25 protein-coding genes and 1 pseudogene are annotated in these 23,281 nt (G+C 58.9%); 4 read left to right on the top strand and 22 right to left on the bottom strand.

Going from position 1 to position 23,281, the window contains the following annotated elements:
- Window positions 1-48: 48 nt before the first annotated feature.
- From NA647_RS02310 to NA647_RS02290, 5 genes are all read right to left on the bottom strand, one after another.
- On the bottom strand, window positions 49-861 hold the full coding sequence (locus NA647_RS02310; RefSeq protein ID WP_423836456.1) for an OmpA family protein: 813 nt from the start codon (window positions 859-861) through the stop codon (window positions 49-51).
- The gene (locus NA647_RS02305) at window positions 852-1,163 is read right to left on the bottom strand and encodes a DUF4398 domain-containing protein (RefSeq protein ID WP_256056314.1); all 312 of its coding nucleotides are present in this window, start codon (window positions 1,161-1,163) and stop codon (window positions 852-854) included. The genes NA647_RS02310 and NA647_RS02305 overlap by 10 nt, the downstream gene beginning before the upstream one ends.
- A gap of 49 nt (window positions 1,164-1,212) precedes the next feature.
- Entirely contained in the window at window positions 1,213-2,034 is an 822-nt protein-coding gene (locus tag NA647_RS02300) for a substrate-binding periplasmic protein (protein ID WP_256056221.1), read from the bottom strand.
- A 126-nt stretch (window positions 2,035-2,160) separates the two neighbouring features.
- Entirely contained in the window at window positions 2,161-3,090 is a 930-nt protein-coding gene (locus NA647_RS02295) for an electron transfer flavoprotein subunit alpha/FixB family protein (RefSeq protein WP_256056220.1), read from the bottom strand.
- The gene (locus NA647_RS02290) at window positions 3,091-3,840 is read right to left on the bottom strand and encodes an electron transfer flavoprotein subunit beta/FixA family protein (protein ID WP_256056219.1); all 750 of its coding nucleotides are present in this window, start codon (window positions 3,838-3,840) and stop codon (window positions 3,091-3,093) included. It abuts the gene before it with no gap.
- A 327-nt stretch (window positions 3,841-4,167) separates the two neighbouring features.
- Between NA647_RS02290 and NA647_RS02285 the strand changes: the two genes are divergently transcribed.
- Window positions 4,168-5,823 carry an electron transfer flavoprotein-ubiquinone oxidoreductase gene (locus NA647_RS02285; protein ID WP_256056218.1) on the top strand — a complete coding sequence of 552 codons (1,656 nt, stop codon included), beginning with the start codon at window positions 4,168-4,170 and terminating at the stop codon, window positions 5,821-5,823.
- An 82-nt stretch (window positions 5,824-5,905) separates the two neighbouring features.
- Here NA647_RS02285 and NA647_RS02280 read toward each other — a convergent pair whose 3' ends face one another.
- Together NA647_RS02280 and NA647_RS02275 are read right to left on the bottom strand one after the other, a co-directional pair.
- Window positions 5,906-6,472: a DUF1285 domain-containing protein gene (locus NA647_RS02280; RefSeq protein WP_256056217.1), complete on the bottom strand. Its 567-nt coding sequence runs from the start codon at window positions 6,470-6,472 to the stop codon at window positions 5,906-5,908.
- 10 nt (window positions 6,473-6,482) lie between these two features.
- Window positions 6,483-7,088 carry a DUF4823 domain-containing protein gene (locus tag NA647_RS02275; protein ID WP_423836452.1) on the bottom strand — a complete coding sequence of 202 codons (606 nt, stop codon included), beginning with the start codon at window positions 7,086-7,088 and terminating at the stop codon, window positions 6,483-6,485.
- A gap of 479 nt (window positions 7,089-7,567) precedes the next feature.
- Here NA647_RS02275 and NA647_RS02270 point away from each other — a divergent pair.
- Window positions 7,568-8,636, top strand: a pseudogene (locus NA647_RS02270) (M42 family peptidase).
- 164 nt (window positions 8,637-8,800) lie between these two features.
- On the opposite strand, the gene NA647_RS02265 reads toward NA647_RS02270, so the two are convergent.
- Complete coding sequence (locus NA647_RS02265) at window positions 8,801-9,421, bottom strand: TetR/AcrR family transcriptional regulator (protein ID WP_181100806.1); 621 nt, start codon at window positions 9,419-9,421, stop codon at window positions 8,801-8,803.
- A 70-nt stretch (window positions 9,422-9,491) separates the two neighbouring features.
- On the opposite strand from NA647_RS02265, the gene NA647_RS02260 reads away from it, so the two are divergent.
- Window positions 9,492-10,625, top strand: coding sequence for an aminotransferase class V-fold PLP-dependent enzyme (locus NA647_RS02260; RefSeq protein ID WP_256056216.1), 1,134 nt, complete (start codon window positions 9,492-9,494; stop codon window positions 10,623-10,625).
- A 223-nt stretch (window positions 10,626-10,848) separates the two neighbouring features.
- Here the strand turns inward: NA647_RS02260 and NA647_RS02255 are convergent, their stop codons facing one another.
- From NA647_RS02255 to NA647_RS02190, 14 genes are all read right to left on the bottom strand, one after another.
- Window positions 10,849-12,246, bottom strand: coding sequence for an amino acid permease (locus tag NA647_RS02255; protein ID WP_256056215.1), 1,398 nt, complete (start codon window positions 12,244-12,246; stop codon window positions 10,849-10,851).
- 187 nt (window positions 12,247-12,433) lie between these two features.
- Window positions 12,434-13,219 (bottom strand): TatD family hydrolase, encoded by a 786-nt coding sequence (locus NA647_RS02250; RefSeq protein WP_256056214.1) that lies wholly within the window; start codon window positions 13,217-13,219, stop codon window positions 12,434-12,436.
- A gap of 89 nt (window positions 13,220-13,308) precedes the next feature.
- On the bottom strand, window positions 13,309-13,665 hold the full coding sequence (locus tag NA647_RS02245) for a PilZ domain-containing protein (RefSeq protein ID WP_256056213.1): 357 nt from the start codon (window positions 13,663-13,665) through the stop codon (window positions 13,309-13,311).
- Between the two features lie 32 nt (window positions 13,666-13,697).
- Entirely contained in the window at window positions 13,698-14,687 is a 990-nt protein-coding gene (locus NA647_RS02240; protein WP_256056211.1) for a DNA polymerase III subunit delta', read from the bottom strand.
- A complete protein-coding gene (tmk, locus tag NA647_RS02235; RefSeq protein WP_256056210.1) occupies window positions 14,680-15,312 on the bottom strand; it encodes a dTMP kinase in 633 nt (210 codons plus the stop codon). Before tmk ends, NA647_RS02240 begins: the two co-directional genes overlap by 8 nt.
- Window positions 15,309-16,376 carry an endolytic transglycosylase MltG gene (gene mltG / locus NA647_RS02230; RefSeq protein ID WP_256056209.1) on the bottom strand — a complete coding sequence of 356 codons (1,068 nt, stop codon included), beginning with the start codon at window positions 16,374-16,376 and terminating at the stop codon, window positions 15,309-15,311. Before mltG ends, tmk begins: the two co-directional genes overlap by 4 nt.
- The gene (gene pabC / locus NA647_RS02225) at window positions 16,373-17,188 is read right to left on the bottom strand and encodes an aminodeoxychorismate lyase (protein ID WP_256056208.1); all 816 of its coding nucleotides are present in this window, start codon (window positions 17,186-17,188) and stop codon (window positions 16,373-16,375) included. The genes mltG and pabC overlap by 4 nt, the downstream gene beginning before the upstream one ends.
- A gap of 2 nt (window positions 17,189-17,190) precedes the next feature.
- Window positions 17,191-18,435, bottom strand: a complete 1,245-nt coding sequence (gene fabF / locus NA647_RS02220) for a beta-ketoacyl-ACP synthase II (RefSeq protein WP_256056207.1) — start codon at window positions 18,433-18,435, stop codon at window positions 17,191-17,193.
- A gap of 180 nt (window positions 18,436-18,615) precedes the next feature.
- A complete protein-coding gene (gene acpP / locus NA647_RS02215; protein WP_003283670.1) occupies window positions 18,616-18,852 on the bottom strand; it encodes an acyl carrier protein in 237 nt (78 codons plus the stop codon).
- 190 nt (window positions 18,853-19,042) lie between these two features.
- Window positions 19,043-19,786, bottom strand: coding sequence for a 3-oxoacyl-ACP reductase FabG (fabG, locus tag NA647_RS02210; RefSeq protein ID WP_256056206.1), 744 nt, complete (start codon window positions 19,784-19,786; stop codon window positions 19,043-19,045).
- A 14-nt stretch (window positions 19,787-19,800) separates the two neighbouring features.
- Window positions 19,801-20,739: an ACP S-malonyltransferase gene (gene fabD, locus NA647_RS02205; RefSeq protein ID WP_256056205.1), complete on the bottom strand. Its 939-nt coding sequence runs from the start codon at window positions 20,737-20,739 to the stop codon at window positions 19,801-19,803.
- A gap of 61 nt (window positions 20,740-20,800) precedes the next feature.
- Window positions 20,801-21,871: a phosphate acyltransferase PlsX gene (gene plsX, locus NA647_RS02200; RefSeq protein ID WP_256056204.1), complete on the bottom strand. Its 1,071-nt coding sequence runs from the start codon at window positions 21,869-21,871 to the stop codon at window positions 20,801-20,803.
- Between the two features lie 3 nt (window positions 21,872-21,874).
- Window positions 21,875-22,057 (bottom strand): 50S ribosomal protein L32, encoded by a 183-nt coding sequence (gene rpmF / locus NA647_RS02195; RefSeq protein WP_037021568.1) that lies wholly within the window; start codon window positions 22,055-22,057, stop codon window positions 21,875-21,877.
- Between the two features lie 11 nt (window positions 22,058-22,068).
- Entirely contained in the window at window positions 22,069-22,596 is a 528-nt protein-coding gene (locus tag NA647_RS02190; protein WP_256056203.1) for a YceD family protein, read from the bottom strand.
- A 103-nt stretch (window positions 22,597-22,699) separates the two neighbouring features.
- Between NA647_RS02190 and NA647_RS02185 the strand changes: the two genes are divergently transcribed.
- On the top strand, window positions 22,700-23,278 hold the full coding sequence (locus tag NA647_RS02185; RefSeq protein WP_256056202.1) for a Maf family protein: 579 nt from the start codon (window positions 22,700-22,702) through the stop codon (window positions 23,276-23,278).
- Window positions 23,279-23,281: the final 3 nt, after the last annotated feature.

Raw genomic sequence — 23,281 nt, 5'->3', positions numbered from 1 at the left:
TTACCGGCGAACTCGCCGACACAGTCAGTTACGTTTGCCGTCCATTGATCAACGAGCGCGGCCCAGCTGCCCTTGTTCGTCCGAAAATAGGATCTCGACACGCCGGTTCTGAGCCCGCCCGCGCGCCGACGCGTTCTCAGCGACGCGATACTGCTCGCCGTAGCCGACCATTTCCATGCGCGCTGCGTCGATCCCCAGGCTCTGTAGAAAATTACCCACTGATTGGGCGCGTGCCTGTGACAAGGCGAGGTTCTCAGCCGCACCGCCCCTGTTATCAGTGTATCCCTCGATTCGAATCTTGCGCTTGGGATTGAGCTGCAGAAAGTGCACGACCTTAAGCAAGGTACGATTGGCCGACGGACCCAGCTCGGCACTGTTAGCCCTAAACAGCACATCGCCCAAGGTCATTACCAGGCCGCGCTCGGTTTCGGCGGTCGCCAGGCTGAACATCTGATCTTCGAGCCAGCGACCCTGTTGTTGCAGGTCCAGCAGCTTAGCCTCCTGGAGAGCCTGGCGCAGACGCTCTAATGCCAAGGCCTGCTGGGTAGCGAGCCGCTGATGCTGCAACTGCTCGCTGTGCTGCCGAGCAATCTCGCTGTAGCGCTCGGCGAGATAAGCGTAGTGGCTAACATCCTCCGCGCTACCCCAGTAGTCGGCAAAGCGCTTGGCTCTGTCCAGCGACTCGGCCGCGCGCATAACGTCTTTGGGAGCATCTTGAAGCACTTGTTGATCCTCACTGACGCTTTGGAACGCGGCAGCCGCTTGCTCCAGCTGCTGTTGCGATTCTTGCGTGGCACAACCCTGGAGCCCGACGAGGGACGCCAACAATACAGGCGCGAGGAAAATAGGCTTCACTGCGATGCCCTCAGCTGCTCACGTAGCCGTTCGATACGACGGCTTACCTCTACCAGCTCTTGCTTGCTTTTATCGTTAAGCACCTTTGCCTCAGCCAGCCGAGCATCGAGTTCAGCTTTTTCGGCGTGCAGGCGTGCTCCCCGATAATCTTCGTCTTTCATCGCAGCGACGGCAGCCGCCAGTGACTGTTCGGCCAATACGAATTCCGGAGTCGCCTGCGAGGCGCCAACTGAACGGGCCTGGGTCAACGCTTGCTCGGTCAGGCGCAGCTGTTCGGTGGGTGCGGGATCGCTGGCACAGCCGATCATCATCGACAGCACCAACGTGCATGGAAGAAATCTTGTCAAAGTAGCGTTCCTAGCGTTGCGAATCGCCTGACGGTGCCGGTTGCCGTTGCTTCCACCGCTCGAGATTCTCTACCAGTAGCTGCTGCGGCACTCCGGCGGCGCGCAATTCTGTCATTTTTATCGCCAGCTGTCCGCGCAGCCAAGGGCTGTTGCAAGCCGAATCGTGCGCTACAGCGAAGTGCATACCGCGGCGGTCGACTGGTGGCTCAAGCCGCTGCATGTCGTCCAGCATTCCCTGCGACCCGGCTTGTGCGACGGCACTGTAGCGCTCATGCAATATGTAATCGACCTGGCCAGCCAACAGCCTTTTTACAGCTGCGGCCAGGTTGGGAGCTGAACTCAAGCGAAAGTTGTTTTTCGCATACGACTCGAATTCCCCACCGAAGCGAGTCGTCGCGGCGTAAGCACCTGGCCGGCCCTTCAGCTCTTCACGACTGGAATAAAAAAAGCCCGGCTCGTTGCGTACCCAAGCGGCCATTTCCAAGGCGGTGATGGAGGGATAAATGAAGTCCAGGTGCGCCAGTTCCTTCGTACTGAGCACCGCATCGGCCAGCAGGTCTACGCGGCCGCTGCGAACCTCCTCGAGCGCCTTGCCGCTATCGCCGGTGTAAAGAACCTCGAGTTTAAGATCGAGCGAGTCGGTGATCTTCTTCAGCAGCTCGGCGTTCGCACCCACTAGACGCTTGGGGTTCTGTGGGTCGCGCCACAGGAATGGCGGGTTATCCGCGCCACCGGTCGCGATTAGCCGGTCGCACTTCGAAGCCGCCGCGCCCGCTGCAAAGGGCGCTGCCAGCAGCAAGGCGATCAAAGCGGACTGAACGGCACAGCGCATGGAGAACCTCGTCATTCGAATTCGGACAGGCGCCACCGGCGCCAAGCCGGATGTTACCACTGGCCGCCGCAGCCGAGCGCCCACAAAAAACCCGCTGCGAGAGCGGGTTTTTTTGAGGCGGCTCGATTAAACGAGCTGCTCGAGCTCCGGCACGATCTCGAACAAGTCACCCACCAGGCCGTAATCGGCGACCTGGAAGATTGGCGCTTCTTCGTCTTTGTTGATCGCGACGATCACCTTGGAGTCCTTCATACCGGCCAGGTGCTGAATGGCACCGGAGATACCCACGGCGATGTACAGCTGCGGCGCGACGATCTTGCCGGTCTGGCCGACCTGCATGTCGTTCGGCACGAAACCCGCATCGACCGCTGCGCGCGAAGCGCCAACGGCAGCGCCGAGCTTGTCGGCCAGCGAGTACAGGTGCTTGAAGTTGTCGCCGTTGCCCATGCCGCGACCGCCGGAAACGACGATCTTGGCGGCGGTCAGCTCGGGACGGTCGGACTTGGCCAGCTCTTCACCCACGAATGCGGAGATGCCCTTGTCGCCAGTGCCGGATACCTGCTCGATGGCAGCGGAGCCACCTTCGGCATTGACCGGATCGAAACCGGTGGCACGCACGGTGATCACCTTGATCGGCGCGCTGGACTGGACGGTGGCGATCGCGTTACCGGCATAGATCGGGCGCTTGAAGGTATCGGCGCTCTCGACGGCAATGATCTCCGAGATCTGATCGACGTCCAGCTGGGCGGCCACACGCGGCAGGAAGTTCTTGCCGTTGGTGGTGGCGGCAGCCAGGACGTGGCTGTAATTGGTTGCCAGACCGGCGATCAGCGGCGCGACGTTTTCCGGCAGCTGATTGGCGTAGGCCGCATCGTCGGCGACCAGTACCTTGGATACGCCTTCGATTTTGGCAGCTGCTTCGCCGATGGCGCCACAGCCTGAGCCCGCGACCAGTACGTGAATGTCGCCACCGATGGCTTTCGCAGCAGCAACGGTGTTGAGGGTCGCGGCAGCCAGAACGGCGTTGTTGTGTTCAGCGATAACCAGGATAGTCATTTAGATTACCTTCGCCTCGTTCTTCAGTTTCTCGACCAGTTCAGCCACGGACTTGACCTTGATGCCCGCGCTACGAGCAGCTGGCGCTTCGACTTTCAGGGTTTTCACGGTGGAGGTGGTAGCGACACCCAGCGCGTCTGGAGTCAGAACTTCCAACGGCTTCTTCTTGGCCTTCATGATGTTCGGCAGCGACGCGTAGCGCGGCTCGTTCAGGCGAAGGTCGGTGGTGACGATCGCCGGCAGGTTCAGCGCAACGGTCTGTGCGCCGCCATCGATTTCGCGCTCGACCTTGACCTTGTCGCCTTCCACTTCGACCTTAGAGGCGAAGGTGCCCTGGGCGTAGCCCGTCAGCGCGCCGAGCATCTGGCCGGTCTGGTTGTTGTCGCTGTCGATAGCCTGCTTGCCAAGGATGACCAGCTGCGGCTGTTCCTTGTCGACGACGGCTTTCAGCAGCTTGGCCACGGCCAGGGAGTTGAGTTCTTCGGTCGACTCGACCAGCACAGCGCGATCGGCACCCAGTGCCAGTGCGGTGCGCAGCTGCTCCTGGGCAGCGGTCGGACCAATGGAAACCACGACGATTTCGCTCGCCACGCCCTTTTCTTTCAGGCGCACGGCTTCTTCCACGGCGATTTCGCAGAAGGGGTTCATCGACATCTTGACGTTGGCGAGGTCGACGCCGGAGTTGTCCGCCTTGACGCGAACCTTGACGTTGTAATCGACCACTCGTTTGACAGCTACAAGAATCTTCATGGATTCCTCGTTACTCTCCGGTGAATAGAATTTCGCCGAGGCGAACCGAGCCGTGCTCGAGATCCGGGCCATCGATCGGCCATCGGACTGTTCGGCGAGCGCAAACTGCCCGTATCTTGACTGCAGGCAACAGCCGGGGTCAATAACGCATATACCCAGCTATAAACCTCAGTTTCGCCATACTAAACAGGCTCGGGAAAAATTCAAACAAACGTTTGTATTGGACCCTTTACGGCGGCTATATATAATGCGCCAGCTCGGCTTGATCAGGGACACGATCCAGCCCTCCATCTATAGAACAATCAAGCCTTGAGTAGGAGATAGCCAATGGAACGCGAATACATGGAATTCGACGTAGTCATCGTCGGTGCCGGCCCCGCGGGCCTGTCCGCTGCCTGCCGACTGAAACAACGAGCCGCTGATGCCGGAAAGGAAATCAGCGTTTGCGTCGTCGAGAAGGGTTCCGAAGTAGGCGCCCACATTCTGTCTGGCGCCGTGTTCGAACCGCGCGCACTGAATGAACTGTTCCCTAACTGGAAAGAACTCGAAGCGCCGCTCAACACCCCGGTCAAGCGCGACGATATCTATCTGCTCAAGAGCGCCGAAGCGGCTCGCAAGCTGCCCAATGCATTGGTCCCCAAGACCATGCATAACGAGGGCAACTACATCATTTCGCTCGGCAACCTTTGCCGCTGGCTGGCCCAGCAGGCAGAGAATCTGGGTGTCGAAATCTACCCAGGCTTTGCCGCCCAGGAAGCACTCATCGACGAACAGGGCGTGGTTCGCGGCATTCTTACCGGTGACCTCGGCGTGGACCGTGAAGGCAACCCGAAGGAAGGCATGTATACACCCGGCATGGAACTGCGCGCGAAATACACGCTGTTTGCCGAAGGCTGCCGCGGTCACATCGGCAAACAGCTGATCAATCGTTTCCAGCTCAATGCCAATGTCGATCCGCAACATTACGGAATCGGCATCAAGGAGCTGTGGGACATCGACCCGGCCAAGCACGAACAGGGCCTGGTCGTGCATACCGCAGGGTGGCCGCTCGACGACGAGAACACTGGCGGCTCCTTCCTCTATCACCTGGAAAACAACCAGGTGGTGGTCGGCCTAATCGTCGACCTGTCGTACAGCAACCCATTCCTTTCCCCGTTCGATGAATTTCAGCGCTACAAGCACCATCCGGTCATCAAACAGTATCTCGAAGGCGGCAAACGCGTTTCCTATGGTGCGCGCGCCATCGCCAAGGGCGGCATCAACAGCTTGCCGAAGATGGTCTTCAACGGCGGCGCGCTGATCGGCTGCGACGCCGGCACACTGAACTTCGCCAAGATCAAGGGCAGCCACACCGCAATGAAGTCCGGCATGCTGGCCGCAGAAGCGGTAGCTGACGCCTTGTTCGCGGGTCGCGAGGGTGGTGACGAGCTGACCGGCTACGAAGAAGGCTTCAAGGCCAGCTGGCTCTACCAGGAGCTGTACGCCAGCCGCAACTTCGGCGCCGCGATTCACAAGTGGGGCGCAGTCAAGGGCGGCGCGTTCAACTTCATCGACCAGAACATCTTCAGCGGCAAGATTCCGTTCACGCTGCATGACACCAAGCCGGATTACGCATGCCTGAAGACCGCAGCAGAATCGAAGAAGATCGAATACCCCAAGCCAGACGGCAAACTCAGCTTTGACAAGCTCAGCTCGGTGTTCCTCTCCAACACCAACCATGAAGAGGAGCAGCCGGTTCACCTCAAGCTGACCGACCCGAGCATTCCGATCGAGAAGAACCTGCCGCTGTACGACGAACCGGCGCAGCGCTACTGCCCGGCAGGCGTATATGAAGTGGTGGCCAACGACGATGGCAGCAAGCGCTTCCAGATCAATGCGCAGAACTGCGTGCACTGCAAGACCTGCGACATCAAGGATCCTGCTCAGAACATTACCTGGGTAGCGCCGGAAGGGACCGGGGGGCCCAACTACCCCAACATGTAAAAACAAGAAAGGCTCCCGCGGGAGCCTTTTTCGTATCTGCTGCTTCGCCTGATCGAAGCGTGAATCCTAAGGATCGCGTTGACTATTCTGCGCGACCAATCGGGAAAAATTGACCTCTACTCCAGACACCCAGCCAACCGGCACCATCGATCTCTTGCTGCACAGCCAGCTCCACCAGCTGGTAGAAGACGTTGCGATGAATCAGCGCTTCGAGATTGGCGCGCACATGCACATAAGGCGCCGGCTCTTGACTCGCTGGGTCAAGTTCGACGCGCATGGGATGCTCCGGCCCAGCTTCGGCTTCATCGCCGACATTGGTGACGAAGCGAAGCACCTGCGCCTCGCCACTCCCCTCCACTTCCAGCCCAACCGCCACGAAAGGCGCATCGTCCACCTTGATGCCAACCTTTTCTACCGGCGTCACCAGAAAGTAATCATCGCCGTCGCGCCGGATGACTGTGGAAAACAGCCGTACCATCGCGGGCCTGCCGATCGGCGTGCCCATGTAGAACCAGCTGCCGTCACGGGCTATTCGCATGTCCAGGTCGCCACAGAACGGCGGGTTCCACAGGTGCACCGGCGGCAGGCCCTTGTTCTCGGCCTTCGGAATCTGGCCCAGCAGATCCGCAGCTTTCCCAGAATTGCTCATAAGCGACTCCTCAGCGACTAAGGCCTGTCAGGCGCCGGGCATAGTCGCGCAAAGGCGGCCCCAACAGCACCTGTGGCGTCGCGTCATAAATGTTCAACAATCCGCCACGACTTCGAATACGCGCCGTATCGACCAGGTATCTAGTGCCGGTCTCGATGAGCATCAGCTGAATCACGCTGGTGTCCACACCCAGACGATCCAGAGCGCGCTGATCGTTGAACTCATCAAAACTACCGATGCGGTCGTCTGCAGCAGCAAAACGTGTGTATAGCAAGTAATGGGCACCTGCGGCGGCCGCCTGGTTCAACGCTTCTTCCAACCCGGCAGGTTCAGGGGCACGACGGACAAGCGGGAAATACTCGACGAAGCCCTTGAACGCTTCCTCGGCCACCACATTCGGCCGTGGATAGGCATCGCCCGGCGGGACGAAGTGTCCTTGAGCGATATAGATGAACGAATCGGGCTGCAGACGCCAAGATGCCGACCTCACCGTTTTACTGTGATCGAGAATGCCTGCGTCTCGCAGTTGATAGCGAGTACCTTCGGCCATGTCGCTGACCTTCATGCATCCGCTCAATATGAACACGGCTGCGATAAGGCTCCACATTTTCATCATCGTTGCTGCCTCTGACGGGAAACCGGCGGATAGCAAAGCGATGCAGCAAACGAGCCAGTTCCACCAAGAGCTAAGGCAACCCCGCCACGCATAGCGCAGCGGATTTGCCATGGTGCTGTGGTTTGCGCCGACAGTATCGCCTTGCCCGGTCGAAAATGCTCCCTTGGCGCTCGATGGCGGACGATATCCGCAGCGAAACAACGAATGCATTGCAACAACTATAAAACCCGAGTTCAACGAAGAGCGCTTGCTATACGTCGTTCTGACGACAGCCGCGCCCCACCGGGAAACTGCAACAAGCGTAGTCAAGTACGCCGGCTGCGGTCGAGTCAAAGTCGCAGCGGTCGTCCCGGTAACCTGTTCCATTGCTTAAAGACTGCAATGGGGTTAAGCGGCTCGATCAACCGCGCGCGGCGAGTCCATCGCACGGCTGGCGAATGATCGAGTCATAAGCCTGACGAAACGGATCGGGAGGCTTAATGACCAATCAAGAACAACTGGCCCTGCTTGAGGAGCTCTTGCTTGCGCGTGGCCCCGCAGGCCAGGAGGAAGAAGTCAGGGAAATCTGCCGGCGCGAATTGGAACAATGCTGCGACGAGGTCTGGCAGGATCCGGCAGCAAACCTCATCGGCCGCATCAAGGCTGTCGGCGTTCAGCATGATGAAGCGGAGCGCCTTTCAACGCGCGTGATGGCGCATCAGGATGATGATTGCGATGGTCGTCAAACGCATAGACGCTGACGGTCGCTTGAGAGTTGTGGCGCTGGGCGGGGCGTTTCCAGTCAACTTCGGTATGTGCCCGGTGGATATTCTTGCAGACACACAAACGGTTGCCGGCGCACTGTCCTTCGGCACCATGCACGGGACGAGCGAATCGAGCCAGTCGATGCACGTGCTCAAGGGTGACGTGCAATGGTCCGACGTGCATGTGATTACCCGTTACAGCAAGGCGGAACTCGGCGAGCTGGGCGTGCGCGCCGGCACGCGGGTGGTACTGAGCCAGCATTGGCGCAAGCCATTCCTAATACGAGATTGCGTTGCAGCTCACTTCCTCGATGATCAAGCGCCTGTCGTTGCGGCGCTCGTAGCCGCCAGACGCCTGGCAGAGCGACGAGATGAGTTGCGCGGCGACGTGCTAATTGTCCTGACGACCAATGAAGAAGAAACCAACTCCGGGGCGCAGTATGCGGCCCGGACCTTGCCTGGCTCGGTGTGCATCGCGCTTGAGGTTGGGCCGATAGCCGCCGAGTACGATACGCGCCTGGCGCTCGACCCCATCGTGCTGACCGGTGATGAGAAGGGCTACTACTCCAAGCAGGTATCGGATGGCCTGCTTAAAGCGGCTGAACGCTGCGGTTACTGTCCACAGCCTGCCTTAATGCCCGGGTTCGCGTCGGATGCCAGTGCCGTGCTCGGTTCGGGATCCTCACCCCGCGCCGCTTGCCTGGCGATTCCAACCGAGAACACGCACGGCTACGAGGTCATCTTGCAAGAGAGCATGGAAGCGTGCGCTAGAACGCTGGTCGAATATCTGGTTTCACTCGAATAGCGCGCCGCGTTTAGATTGCGGTCGTTGGGATAGAGGCTTGTTGCAAGCCTGCCATTCGGAGAGCGCACCTCAACCGGAACGACCGACTTGATATCGCGGATGGGGATGCGCTCAACGGGTTACAGCTCTGTTTGCCCGGCCGCCTTTTCACCTGACGCGGTGGGCTAATCGCGCTTGCGCTTATTACCCATACGCACACCAATATCCATTAGGAACTGGAAGAAACCTTCCTGATCTTCCAGCACATTGCTCCAGAACGGCGAGTGATAAAGCGCTACCGCACCATGCACCAACGCCCAGGCGGCGCAATAGTGAAAATAAGGAGGCACATCTTCCAGCTTGCCTTCGGAAATGCGCCCCTTGATCAGCTGGGTCAGATGCTCGAAGTTGGAGGCGCGAATGCGATGGAGCTCCTCGACCATATCCGGAACCTGATTACCCTTGACGACTTTCTCCTCGAGGCGGTCGAACAAGCGATAACGCTGCGGATCACCCATGCGGAACTCGAAATAGGCACGCGACAGCGCCTCTTTGTCCTGATCCAGGTTGGGCGCATGCAGAAGCTCATTCAGATCCCGCTCATAATCGAGCATAAGCCGCAGGTAAATCTCGGCCTTGGATTTGAAATGCTTGTAGATGGTGCCTTTGCCGATGCCAACCATGTCGGCGATCATCTCGACGGTAACGCTGTCCTCTCCCTGCTCCAAGAACAGCTGGAGCGCAGTATCGAGAATCTCTTGCTCGCGACGGCGGAATTCGCGGACCTTCCGGGGTTCAGTTTGCATAAGAAGCTGCCGCTCAGAGTAGAAGAAGACGATTATGCCTATCCAGTCAGAAAATGCACGGAACATTCCCATGAGCACATTGAGTGACGAATTTCCTCAGATCGAAGGCTTGCGGTACCTGAATCATGCAGCTGTCGCACCCTGGCCACGCCGAGCCGCCGATGCAGTAACCGCCTTCGCCCAACAAAACATAACGCTGGGCGCGCGCGACTATCCGCAATGGCTTGCGGTCGAAACCAGCCTGCGCGGTCGTCTGGCCAGGTTGCTCAACGCTCCGTCATCGGCTGATATCGCGTTGGTCAAGAACACGTCCGAGGCGCTTTCATTCGTGGCATTCGGTCTGGACTGGAAGGCAGGCGACCAGATCGTTATCAGTGACGAAGAGTTCCCATCCAACCGCGTGGTCTGGGAGGCATTGAAACCTCAGGGTGTCGAAGTGCTCCAGGTAAACCTGAAGGGCGACGATCCAGAGGCTGACCTGTTGGCCGCCTGCGGTCCGAAGGTGCGCCTGATGGCGATCAGTGCCGTGCAGTACGCCAGCGGATTGCGGCTTGACTTGCCGCGCCTTGGCGAAGGCTGCGAGCAACGCGGGGTCCTGTTCTGTATCGATGCGATCCAACAGTTGGGTGCCCTACCGTTCGACGTTCAGCAATACCGTTGCGCTTTCGCCATGGCCGATGGCCACAAATGGCTTCTGGGTCCCGAGGGGCTCGGCGTCTTTTACTGCCGCAGCGATCTGCGCGCCAAGCTGAAACTTCATGAATACGGCTGGCACATGCTCGAACACGCTGGCGACTACGAGCGCAACGATTGGCAGCCAGCCCGCAGCGCACGTCGCTTCGAATGCGGCAGCCCGAACCTGCTGGGGGCCATGGCGCTGGACGCCAGCCTGTCCCTGCTCGAAGAAGTCGGTATGAACGAAGTGGGCTTGGCGCTAGCAGAACGCATCGACCATTTGCAGCACGAGCTCTCGGCCATGCCTGGCATCGAGCTGCTGAGTCCTGCCGATCCGGCAAGGCGCGCCGGCATCATGACGTTCAGAATCGATGGTTGGGGCAATCAAGCGTTGTTCGAACGCCTAAAGACGGAGCAGATCGTCTGTGCGCTTCGTGGCGGAGGGATACGGCTTTCGCCACACTTCTACACGCGCCCGGAGGTCATCGAGCAGTCGCTGGCAGTGATTCGTGGCCTGCTCGCAAAGTGAGCGCAATCAAGGTACAGGCAGCTATTCCAAATCCGTTTAAGAACGGTATCAATCGCGCCTGCAAAGTTGCCGATCAGGGCCAATACTTCAAGCACTGGCCGCGCAATCCCCCAATGCTCGGCCAGCTGAGGGAGCGAGGAACGTGACCTCATACTCCTAATGGTCTTGACCCGGCTCCTTTTGAGGCCGGGTTTTTTTTGCATAGTCAGCTGAACGGCTTTCTTCAGCCATGCCTGGCGCGCCGACTGACAAGCCGAAGCTGAAAGCAGACCCAGATGAATAGCGCCCAGAATGGAATGGCGATAATCGACGTACGGAGCCCCGGCATCGAGAGCATGATGACTGCGATCAGAGCGACGAACGCCAGACAAAGGTAGTTGCTGAACGGGTACCAGAACGCCCTGAACGAAGGCTGAACGCCCTGCTCCGTCATCGCCTTGCGGAATTTCAGATGGGCAAGACTGATCATCGCCCAGTTGATCAGCAGCGCCGCAACCACAAGCGACATCAACAGTTCGAGCGCATTCTGGGGAAGCAAGTAGTTCACCAACACGCAGAGCATGGTCACTGCCGCCGAGAAGGCGATCGCCAGCACCGGCACCCCACGACGATTCACCGTCATCAACACTTTGGGCGCATCGCCCTGCTCGGCCAGGCCATAAAGCATCCGGCTGTTGCAGTAGACGCCGCTGTTGTAGACCGAAAGCGCCGCTGTCAGCACCACGAAATTGAGAACATGTGCGGCGGTATCGCTACCTATCAGCGAGAAGATCTGCACGAAGGGGCTACCGCTGTAAGGATCGCCAGCGGCCCCCAGCGTTTCTAGCAGGCTGTCCCAGGGATACAGCGCCAGCAGCACACTCAGCGCTCCGATGTAGAAAATCAGGATGCGGTAAACAACCTGATTGATGGCCTTGGGAATGACGGTTTTCGGATCCGAGGCTTCAGCAGCGGTGATCCCGACCAGTTCAAGCCCGCCGAAGGAAAACATGATGATCGCCAGCGCCATGACCATGCCGCTGATGCCGTTGGGAAAGAATCCGCCATGGCTCCACAGGTTGCTGAAGCTGGCCTGCTCGCCGCCTTTGCCGCTCAGCAACAGATAGAGGCCCAGCGCAATCATGCCGACGATGGCGCCGACTTTGATGATCGCGAACCAGAACTCGGTTTCACCGAAGGCCTTCACGTTCACCAGGTTGATAAGGTTGATCAGCACGAAGAATGCCGCCGCCGTGGCCCAGGTCGGCACTTCCGGCCACCAGAACTGCACGTACTTACCGACCGCGGTTAGCTCAGCCATCCCCACCAGCACATAGAGCACCCAGTAATTCCAGCCCGAAAGAAAGCCTGCGTAGGGTGCCCAATACTTATGCGCAAAGTGGCTGAAGGACCCGGCGACCGGCTCCTCGACGATCATTTCGCCCAGCTGCCGCATGATCAGAAAGGCGATCAATCCAGCGATGGCGTAGCCGAGAATCATCGACGGACCGGCACTGCGAAGCACGCCTGCCGAACCCAGAAAAAGCCCCGTGCCGATAGCGCCGCCAAGCGCGATGAGCTGGATGTGCCGGTTTTTTAGGCCGCGCTGAAGCGGCCCGGTATGCAGCGAATCGCTGGACATGGCGTCACCTTGTTGGGTCTGTGACGAGAAACGGCGCGGCCCGTGATGAGTGGAGCTACGGAGCCAAGCGGAACCATCGTGCCCGCATGCCGACTATGGGCATGCGCACCGAAGCGGCGCGAATTGTACACGGCATCATAGATAGAGAGATTCAAACAAGCGCATCGCTTCGCCTGATAGGCGTTAGTCAGCCCCGAACTCGAGCCAAGGGAAACAACCGCTTGAAGTTGCTCGTGGTCTGCTCGGCCAGGACATCGAAATCGACGCCACGCAACTGCGCGAGAAACTCTGCAACCTCGCGAACGTACTGCGGAAGGTTCGGTTTACCACGGTAGGGAATCGGAGCCAGATAAGGCGAGTCCGTCTCAACCAGCAAGCGATCCGCGGGAACGCGGCGAGCGACGTCGCGAAGTGCATCGGCATTTCGGAAGGTGACGATCCCGGACAGCGAGATATAGAACCCAAGGTCCAGCGCGGCCTTCGCCATCTCCCAGTCCTCCGTGAAGCAGTGCAGTACACCAGCTTGCGGCAACGCCGCTTCGCCAAGCAGAACCAGTGTGTCGGCACGGGCAGAACGGGTGTGAACGATCACCGGCTTACCGCTCGCCTTCGCCGCGTCCAGGTGAAGACGAAAGGATTGTCGTTGGAGCGCAGCGGCTTCCGGTTCGTAGTGATAATCCAGACCGGTCTCGCCGATGGCCACGACATGAGGGTGCTCCAGTTCGTGCAGCAGCCATTCAAGCGCGGGCTCTGCACCCGGCTCGAGGTCCAGCGGATGTACACCGACCGAGCAGTCGACATCGCCGTAACGCTCTGCCAAAGCCTTTACAGCCGCCGTATTGTCGGCACTGACGCCAATGCAGAGAAAGTGGCCAACGCCACGCTCACGCGCAGCGACTAGGGCCGCATCAAGCGAGCCTTGATGCGCAGTGAGATCGAGACGATCGAGATGACAGTGGGAATCTACCAGCATTGAACACGCTACTCATCGAGCCATGACCGGCGTGCATTGTAGAAGAAAAGAAGCTGCAAGCGTTCAGAGAGGGCTGCGCTGGAGCTCGCTTACATAGTATGTGTCGGTCGGTCGGACTTCATCGCGCCGGCCAGATAGGTTTCGATCTTGTTACGAGCGGTGGAATCACCTTCGTTGAATTGCACGCCGATACCGGCTGCCCGGTTGCCCTGCGCGCCTTTGGGGGTGATCCACACGACCTTACCGGCGACCGGAATCTTTTCTGGCTCATCCATCAGACTCAGCAGCATGAACACTTCGTCGCCGAGCTTGTAGGATTTGTTGGAGGGGATGAACAGCCCGCCATGCTTGATGAATGGCATGAACGCGGCATAGAGCACCGACTTGTCCTTGATCGTCAGAGACAGAATGCCGTTACGCGGACCAAGGTTTGCAGGCAGACTCATGCGGTATTCCCTAACGACTATTCCAAAGGATTCTAGCTTGGCCCGGACAAGCTTGCCCACTGCACTAAGAGCGCTTCGAGAAGCAAGACACGGTTGAGGTTGGCTTTACCTAGCACTTTCTGTCGATGGGCCAATAGCCAGTCCTGCAATGCTAGCAGCTTGGTGGGTGCGGTTTTCTGAGCCAGGTACTGAATGACCTTCTGCATATCGGCGGCGCCAAGCTCTTCTTCATCGCCGGTCATCTGAAAACGCAGAATCAGGTGGGCCCATTCACAGAACCAGTCGAACAACAGGATCAGCGATAGCGGGTTCCAGGCTTCGGCCAACTGACTGGGCGATTGTTGCCGTTTGAGCAGCTTCTTCACCCCATCTACCACCTGCACACGCATCTCCAGCACGCCTACAGCGTGTAGCTTGAGCGCCGCCAGGGGCGAATCCGCCGCAAGCGTCAACAGCTCCTCGCGCTGTGCCGCCGACAGCTCCGGAAGCTTGCCTGCAAGCCAATCCAGGCTTTGCTGACGGACCGGCAAGGGGCAGCTCTGCTGTACGCAGCGACTTTTGATCGTCGGCAGCAATCGACTGGGCTGATGACTGATCAACAGCAACACGGTATTGCCTGCTGGTTCTTCGAGACTCTTGAGGAGCGCATTGGCAGCGTTGAGATTCATCGCCTCGGCCGGTTCGAGCAGCACCACCTTACGCCCTCCGAGCTGCGCGGTCTGGCTGACAAATCCGACCAGTTGACGGACCTGATCGACACGAATCGCCTTGTCAGCTTCCTCCGGTTCCAGAATGTAATGATCGGGATGGGTTTGAGCGGCAAGTAGCATGCAGCTCTTACACTGTCCACAGGCTCCGCTCGGCGCCGGCTGTTGACACAGCAAGAGTGCCATCAGGCGTTCGGCCAGTGCGCGCTTGCCGATGCCGGCCGGACCGTGCAACAGGTAAGCATGGGCATGTTGCCGGCGGCCTGCGAGCAAGCGCCACAGATCGGCCTGCCAGGGAAGGATGCCGTCAGCCACGGGCACGCTCGAACAGCTCAGGCAACAGTGCGTCCAGATCCTGCTGCACTGCGGATAATGGCTGCCCCGCATCGATCACGCGATAGCGTTGCGGAGCCTGGCGAGCGCGATCGAGATAAGCGCTACGCACGGCCTCGAAGAACTCCAGCCCTTCCTGCTCGAACCGATCGAGACGCCCACGCGCGGCGGCGCGGCTCAACCCAACCTCCACAGGTAGATCGAAGATCAACGTCAGGTCCGGACGCATATCGCCCTGCACGAAATACTCGAGCTGCTCGATGCGCTGAACCGACTGGCCACGCCCTCCACCTTGATAGGCATAGGTGGCATCGGTGAACCGATCGCATAGCACGATGGCGCCCCGCGCCAACGCAGGTCGAATGACTTGAGCCAGATGCTGCGCTCGCGCCGCGAACACCAAAAGCAACTCCGTGTCGCTGGACATCTGCTCATCCGCAGGCGTCAAAAGGAGGTCCCGGATTCGCTCGGCCAGCGGCGTCCCGCCGGGTTCTCGGGTCAGTACGACATCGAGGCCACGCTCGCGAAGACACTGAGCGAGATAGTCACGGTTGGTGCTCTTGCCCGCACCTTCCGGCCCTTCCAGGGTAATAAAGAGTCCTGTCACTGGTTAGTCTCGGTCGGTGCCGGAGCTTGCTGCGGCGGTGGACTGGAGCGATAGTCGGCGCGGCGCTTGAGCTGATATTCACGCACCGCACGGTTGTGCTCGCTCAACGACTCGCTGAAAACATGGCTACCGTCGCCACGCGCGACAAAATATAGACTTTTGCCGTCTACCGGATGCAACGCAGCATGAATGGCCTCGCGCCCGACCATCGCAATCGGCGTAGGCGGCAACCCGCTGTTGGTATAGGTGTTATAAGGCGTCGGCCTACGCAGATCGTTACGGGTAATCCGACCTTTGTACCGCTCGCCCATACCGTAGATGACGGTAGGATCGGTCTGCAGCAACATACCCCGTTCCAGCCTGCGCACGAAGACACCGGCAATCTCGCCGCGCTCCGATGGCACACCGGTTTCCTTTTCGATGATCGAAGCCATGATCAATGCTTCGTACGGATCCTGATAAGGCAAACCTTCGCTGCGCTGCTGCCACTCTTGCGCCAGAACGGTTTCCAGGCGCGTAAAGGCCCGCTTAAGCAAATCGAGGTCGGTTACGCCACGGGTGAAACTGTAAGTATCCGGGAAGAAGCGTCCTTCAGGATGCATACCGGGATGACCGAGCCGCTCCATGACTTCGTCATCGGACAGACCTGTGATCGTTTGTTGGATCGTAGGCATTGTCTCCAGCGCCACGCGAACCTGGCGGAAGCTCCAACCCTCGACGATCGTCATGGCGTATTGAACAACCTCGCCGCGCTGCCACAGTCCGATCATGTCGCGCGCGGTCATCGCTGATTGCAATCGATACTCGCCGCTATGCAATGTTTGCCCGGCAAGATTCAGCCGCCAGTACAGCCTCAGCCAGAACGAGTCGCTCAGCGTTCCCTCTCGCTCCAGCCTTTGGAACAAGCCACTGGGCGTATCACCGGATCGGACCTCCAGCGTATGAGCTTCGCTGAGCTGCAATGGCTGCTCCAATGCGGCGTGAAGTTTCCAGGCAGCCAGGCCGAGCGCCAGCGCGGCGACCAGCACAGCGCCCAAGAATGCGAAAGTCAGTTTTCGAATCACGTATTACTCGACAGATCATCAACCAGGCGTTGAAGTTTACGTGTGAGCGGACCTACCGGCCAGACGCTCGCTTCCAACTGCCGCACCGGCCAGATGCCATACAGGCTGTTGCACACGAAGACTTCGTCGGCACCGAGCAGTCGCTCGAGCGAGAGATCGCAGATTTGATGGGGCATTCCGGCCTGTCGCGCTCGATCGAGAATCTCTTCACGCATCACGCCAGCCACGCCACACCGCTCGAGCGACGGCGTCAGCAGTACGCCGGTTTTAACGATGAACAGGTTACTGAAGACAGCCTCGACGATACGTCCAGAGGTATCGCGCATCAATCCTTCGGCGAAAGCTGGGTCATGCCATTCGGCGCGCGCCAGTACCTGCTCCAGGCGATTCAGATGTTTCAGCCCAGCGAGAGCAGGCTGCTCGGCAAGACGCGTTTTACAAGGATACAGGCGCACGCCCACCGTAGAGTGTTCTGGCGCGTAGGCTGGCAGCGGCGCGCCTGTCAGAACTGTCCGGGGCCGACAGGCTAACGGCGGACCATAGCCCCGCTGACCATCGCCGCGCGTCAGAATCAGCTTGGCTACACCCGTCTCCAGCACGGCGCTGAACGCCATGATCTGCGAACGCAGAGCATCTACATCAAGAGGGATAGCGAAACGCTGGCAACCGAGACCGAGGCGATTCAGATGGCGATCGAGCAGCTCCGGTCGCCCGTTCACTACCTTTATGGTTTCGAACAGGCCGTCACCGTATGCGAATCCGCGGTCATGAACGGGCAGCCCGTTGGCAGGCTGTCCGTCTACCCAGCTCAATGTCACTCGGCGAACCGGCGGAAAACCAGAGAGCCGTTGGTGCCACCGAATCCAAAGGAGTTGGAGACAGCGATATCGATCGCTCTCTGCTTCGCTTCGTGAGGTACGAAATCCAGGTCGCAGCCGTCATCTGGCTCTTCGAGGTTGATGGTTGGCGGCGCAACCTGGTCGCGAAGGGCGAGCACGCTGAAAATCGCCTCGACAGCGCCCGCGGCACCTAGCAAATGACCGACCATTGATTTCGTCGAACTGACCGAAAGTTCATAAGCATGGCTGCCGAACACGGTTTTGATCGCCGCGGCTTCGGCCTTGTCGCCAGCCGGCGTGGAAGTGCCGTGGGCGTTAATGTAGTCCACCTGAGCCGCATCGATCCGAGCATCCTGGATAGCGTTTCGGATGCAGCGAGCAGCACCAGCGCCATCATCCGGCGGCGAGGTCATGTGGAAGGCATCAGCGCTCATACCGAAACCGATCAGCTCGGCGTAGATCTTCGCGCCGCGTGCCTTGGCATGTTCGAGTTCTTCCAGCACCAGTGCGCCGGCGCCGTCGGACAATACGAAGCCATCACGGTCCTTGTCCCATGGTCGACTGGCTGCGGCCGGATCATCGTTGCGAGTGGACAGCGCGCGTGCTGCGGCGAATCCGCCAATGCCGAGACCGCTGGTGGCCATTTCCGAGCCACCGGCAACCATGACGTCGGCTTCGCCGTAAGCGATATTGCGTGCAGCCATGCCAATGCAATGCGAACCGGTAGTGCAAGCCGTGGCGATCGCATAATTGGGCCCCTGCAGACCCAGATGGATCGATAGGAAACCCGAAACCATATTGATGATCGAGCCAGGCACGAAAAATGGGGAAATTCGTCGCGGGCCTTGTTCAAACAGGGCCTTGCAGCTGTTTTCGATATTGGTCAGGCCGCCGATTCCCGAGCCCATGGCAACTCCGATGCGCTCACGGTTGGCATCGGTAACTTCCAGTCCGGAATCACGTACAGCTTGAAAGCTGGCTGCCAAACCGTACTGGATGAACAGGTCGAGCTTGCGCGCTTCTTTTGCAGGCAGATACTGTTCGACATCGAAGTTCTTGACCGATCCACCAAAACGTGTGGAATAGGCAGAAAGGTCCATATGTTCTATTGGGCCGATGCCACTGCGGCCGGCGAGAATCCCCTGCCAGCTGCTTGGCACATCGTTACCCAGCGGTGATAGCATCCCCATCCCGGTGATTACGACGCGTCTACGCGACACAGCAATTCTCCTTACGTCTATATTTGGCTCGCTCCGCTCTTCAACGTTCGCAACGGACGAAAGACGAACCATCAGGCATCGCACAGGTGCACGACCAGCCGATTTTAACTATCTCAAACAAAAGCCGCACTGCCCCGTTCAGAGGCAGTGCGGCTTACTGGTTCGAAGCAGGATTACAACTTACTGCGCGTGGGCGTTGATGTAATCGATAGCTTCTTGAACAGTGGTGATCTTCTCGGCTTGCTCGTCCGGGATTTCGGTCTCGAATTCCTCTTCCAGAGCCATGACCAGCTCAACGGTATCAAGGGAGTCGGCACCCAGGTCTTCGACGAAGGAAGCGCTGTTGGTGACTTCCTCTTCCTTGACGCCAAGCTGCTCGGCAACGATTTTCTTGACGCGTTCTTCGATGGTGCTCATACCTTGTTTTCACTCCTATGGAAAAATCAGGCAGCTGATCTGCGCGGTAGTGTATAGAAAGCGTTTTCCGCATTTCAAGCTGAAAGCGGGCAAGCATGAACCTGCTTTCAACCTTCTGTCTATAAGCTAACCGCAGTTTATAACGAAACGAATCAACCGTTATGACTGCATGCTTGCGTTAGACGTCACATTAGCTCATGTACATGCCGCCATTCACCGGAACCGTGGCCCCGGTAACGTAGGCAGCGCCGTCAGAAGCAAGGAAAGCGACGACCTTGGCAATCTCTTCCGCCTGCCCAAGGCGACCCAGCGGGATCTGCCCCAGCAAAGCGTCACGCTGAGCGTCTGGCAGCTCACGCGTCATGTCTGTATCGATGAAACCTGGCGCCACGGCATTAACCGTGATGCCACGCGAGCCGACTTCACGAGCCAGTGCCCGACTAAAACCTTCGAGTCCGGCCTTGGCCGCGGCGTAGTTTACCTGTCCGGCGTTACCCATCGCACCTACTACGGAACCAATACTGATGATCCGTCCCCAGCGCGCCTTGGTCATACCGCGCAAAACCCCCTTGGTCAGGCGATAGAGACTGCTGAGATTCGTATCGATGACATCGTGCCATTCATCGTCTTTCATCCGCAGCATCAAATTGTCACGAGTAATGCCGGCGTTGTTTACCAGGATAGCCGGCTGACCGAGATGCTGCTGGATATGCTCCAGCGTGGCCGCAACCGACTCGTCACTGGAAACATCCAGCACCAGACCGGTACCTTCGATGCCGTTCTCCTTGAGCGTCTCGGCGATGCGCTCAGCTCCGGCAGAAGAAGTCGCCGTGCCAATCACGATAGCGCCCTGACGACCTAGCTCCAACGCGATGGCCTGACCGATACCACGACTGGCGCCCGTTACCAGGGCAACCTTGCCTTGCAGATTCATAGATGTCTCCTTATTCAGACCAGAGCGCCACGAGCGGCAACAAAAGCCTCCGGGGTGTCCAGATTGTAAGTATTGATGCCTTTGACGCACCGCTTGTTAAGACCGGAGAGCACCTTGCCCGGGCCGCATTCGACCAACTCGGTCACGCCCTGCGCATTCAACGCAACAACGGTCTCGACCCAGCGAACCGGACTGTAGAGCTGGGCCAGCAGGTCACGCTTGAGCGTATCGAGATCCGAAACGACCGCCGCGCTGACATTCTGGACCAATGGAATCTCCGGAGCCCGCCAGGCCGCCCCAGTGACGGAATCGGCAAAACGCTCTGCTGCCGGACGCATCAAGTCGCAATGCGACGGCACGCTGACCGGCAATGGCATCGCTCGTTTAGCGCCTTTGGTCTTGCAGGCGTCAATAGCACGCTCGACAGCCGCGGCGCTGCCGGCGATCACGACCTGGCCCGGCGCATTGAAATTGACCGCACTAACAACCTCGCCCTGCGCAGCTTCGCTGCAAGCCGACAGGACATCCGCGTCTTCCAGGCCAAGTATCGCCGCCATACCACCGGTGCCAGCCGGAACAGCCTGCTGCATGAACTGACCGCGCAGCTCTACGAGTTTCACCGCATCAGAGAAGGGCAAACTACCTGCCGCGACCAACGCTGAATACTCGCCAAGACTGTGCCCGGCGACGAATGCCGGCTTCGCGCCGCCCTCAGCCAACCACAAGCGCCAAAGGGCAATCGAGGCAGTGAGAATGGCCGGCTGAGTCTTGTCGGTCTGATTCAGATGCTCTTCCGGGCCCTGCTGAGAAAGCGCCCAGAGGTCGTAACCAAGCACCGAAGAGGCCTCGGCAAAGGTATCGATGATCAGGGACTGCTGTGCGCCGTGCTCGGCGAGCATACCGAGGGCCTGAGATCCCTGGCCTGGAAAGACGAATGCAAGTGATGCGGACATGAAAACGGCTCTCTTGTGGTTGTTCGTCAGAATGAATACGCCGCGGGGACGCACCGAATTTTCAGTTGGATGGCGAGCTGCCGGCAGCGGTCACATCACCAGTGCCGTTTATTGACCGATTGGTCACGAGCAGGTGCTCGAGTCGACTATGCAACTGCTCCGGCAAATTATGCTGAACGTCCCGAGCCGCGCGCAGGATCGCCGACCGGAATCCCTCCGCACCCGCGCTACCGTGGCTCTTGACCACGATACCTTGAAGCCCGAGAAAGCTTGCACCGTTGTACTGCGCCGGCCGTAGATCGGCGCGCAACTGCCGCAACAATGGCAACACCAACGCTCCCACCGCACGTGACACCAACGAGCGGCGGAAAAGCGCTTCAACACGCAAGGCAACCATATGAGCCAATCCTTCGCTGGACTTGAGCAGGATATTTCCAACAAAGCCATCGCACACCGCCACGTCGGTTTCTCCACGAAACAGCCCGTCGCCCTCGATGAAGCCTCGATAGTTGATATCGCCAGCTTGCTGCAGAAGCCCAGCAGCCGCTTTGACCTGCTGGTTGCCCTTGATGTCTTCGGTGCCGACATTGAGTAACGAAACCCGCGGACGCTCAATACCGAGACCCTCTGCCGCAACCGACCCCATCACCGCGAACTGGTAAAGCTGCTCGGCAGAGCAATCCACATTCGCGCCAAGATCAAGCAACAAGCAGACACCCTCGATCGTGGGTATCGCGGCCATCATGGCCGGACGATCGACACCAGGCAGCGTTTTCAATACGTGACGGGCGAGCGCCATCAGCGCACCCGTATTGCCAGCGCTGACACAGGCCTGAGCATGACCGTCACGCACTAACTCCAGCGCAACACGCATGGAAGAGCGCGGCTTGGCACGCAACGCCTGCGTCGGGCGTTCATCCATGCCAATCACCTCTTCTGCGCTGACAATCGTCAGACGAGCGCTATCCACAGCCGGATGCCGAGCGATGATTTCTTCAAGAACGGGAGATTGGCCAACCAGGGCCAGGTGCAGCGAGGGGATTTCAGCCAGGCACTGGAGGCTGGCCGGAACAATGCAGTGGGGACCGAAGTCCCCACCCATTGCATCGATCGCTATGATCGGAGCAGACAAGATTTACTCGTCAGCGCCCTTGTCGATCACTTTACGACCACGGTAGAAACCTTCCGGGGAAACGTGGTGACGCAGGTGAACTTCACCGGTGCTCTTTTCCACGGACAGGGCGTTCGGCACGAGCGCGTCGTGCGAGCGACGCATGTCACGGGCGGAACGAGATTTTTTGTTCTGCTGAACAGCCATTGGATCAACTCCTAAACGTTTGGGTCACGCTTTAACTGCGCCAGTACGCTGAACGGGTTGGACCGCGATACCTCGTCCTCATTCGGCTCGGGCTCATCAGGCCCAACCGGCGGCTGGCAAACTTCTTGGTCATGGAGTGGAACAATCGGAAGAGCAAGCAGAAGCTCCTCTTCAACCAGCGCCAGCAGATCCAAAGGATCTTCTCCCACTTCCAGCACGTCATAGCCCTTGGGCAGGTGCTGACTGCTCGCGCCTTCATTCACCACGGCGTAGACGCATTCGCTGTGAATAGGCAGAACAACCGGCTCCAGACAACGCTGGCAAATCATCGTGACCTCAACATCCAGCGCACTGTGAATCACCACTGTGTGCTGCTCGTCGCGCCCGAAATCTAAACTGGCGCGCACCACACCTTTGTCATCCTCGAGAGGATCGACGAGCCGCTTCAGCTCCGACAATTTCAGCTCACCCTTCAGAGTGGCCGCTCGGTCAGCGAGCTTGCGCGGTTCAACGTGCGGTGGTATTGGTCCTTTCAACATAAGCGCGGCATTCTAGGGATGCACCCCTCGACTGTCAAAGGAATTCAATCCCACAATCGAGCGTAGCCGACCGGCAACCAGACACCCATATAAAGGAAGAAAAATGCGCCGCCTGCTTCTCGCCTCCAGCTCGCCCTATCGACGCGAACTGCTTTCACGATTGCGGCTGACTTTCGACTGCAGCGCCCCGCAAATAGATGAAACCGCACACCCAAGCGAGCTACCCGAACATCTGGTGCGCCGGCTGGCCAGTGAAAAGGCTCGAGCCTTGGCAGCCACCTACCCGGATCATTTGATCATCGGCTCCGACCAGGTCGCGGTGCTGGAACAACGCATCCTTGGCAAACCTCACACATTCGAACGAGCAAAGCAGCAACTGCGAGCCTGCAGCGGCAAAAGCGTAAGCTTTTTGACAGGATTGGCACTATTGGACAGCCGAAGCGGAGCCATCCAGGTCGACTGCACGCCGTTTACGGTGCACTTCAGAGAGCTCAATGATCAACGGATCGAGCGCTACCTGCAAGCCGAACAGCCTTTTGACTGCGCAGGCAGCTTCAAGGCTGAAGGACTGGGGGTTAGCCTGTTCAGAGCCACGAAAGGTCCCGACGCCACGAGTCTAATCGGACTTCCGCTGATCCGGCTGGTCGACATGCTCAACAAGGCCGGAATAGAGGTGCCCTGACAG

This window comes from Stutzerimonas stutzeri (genome assembly GCF_024448985.1).
GTDB lineage: Bacteria > Pseudomonadota > Gammaproteobacteria > Pseudomonadales > Pseudomonadaceae > Stutzerimonas > Stutzerimonas stutzeri_AP.
The sequence above is the reverse complement of the archived record's forward strand: the minus strand, read 5'-3'. Positions and strand labels throughout refer to the sequence as shown.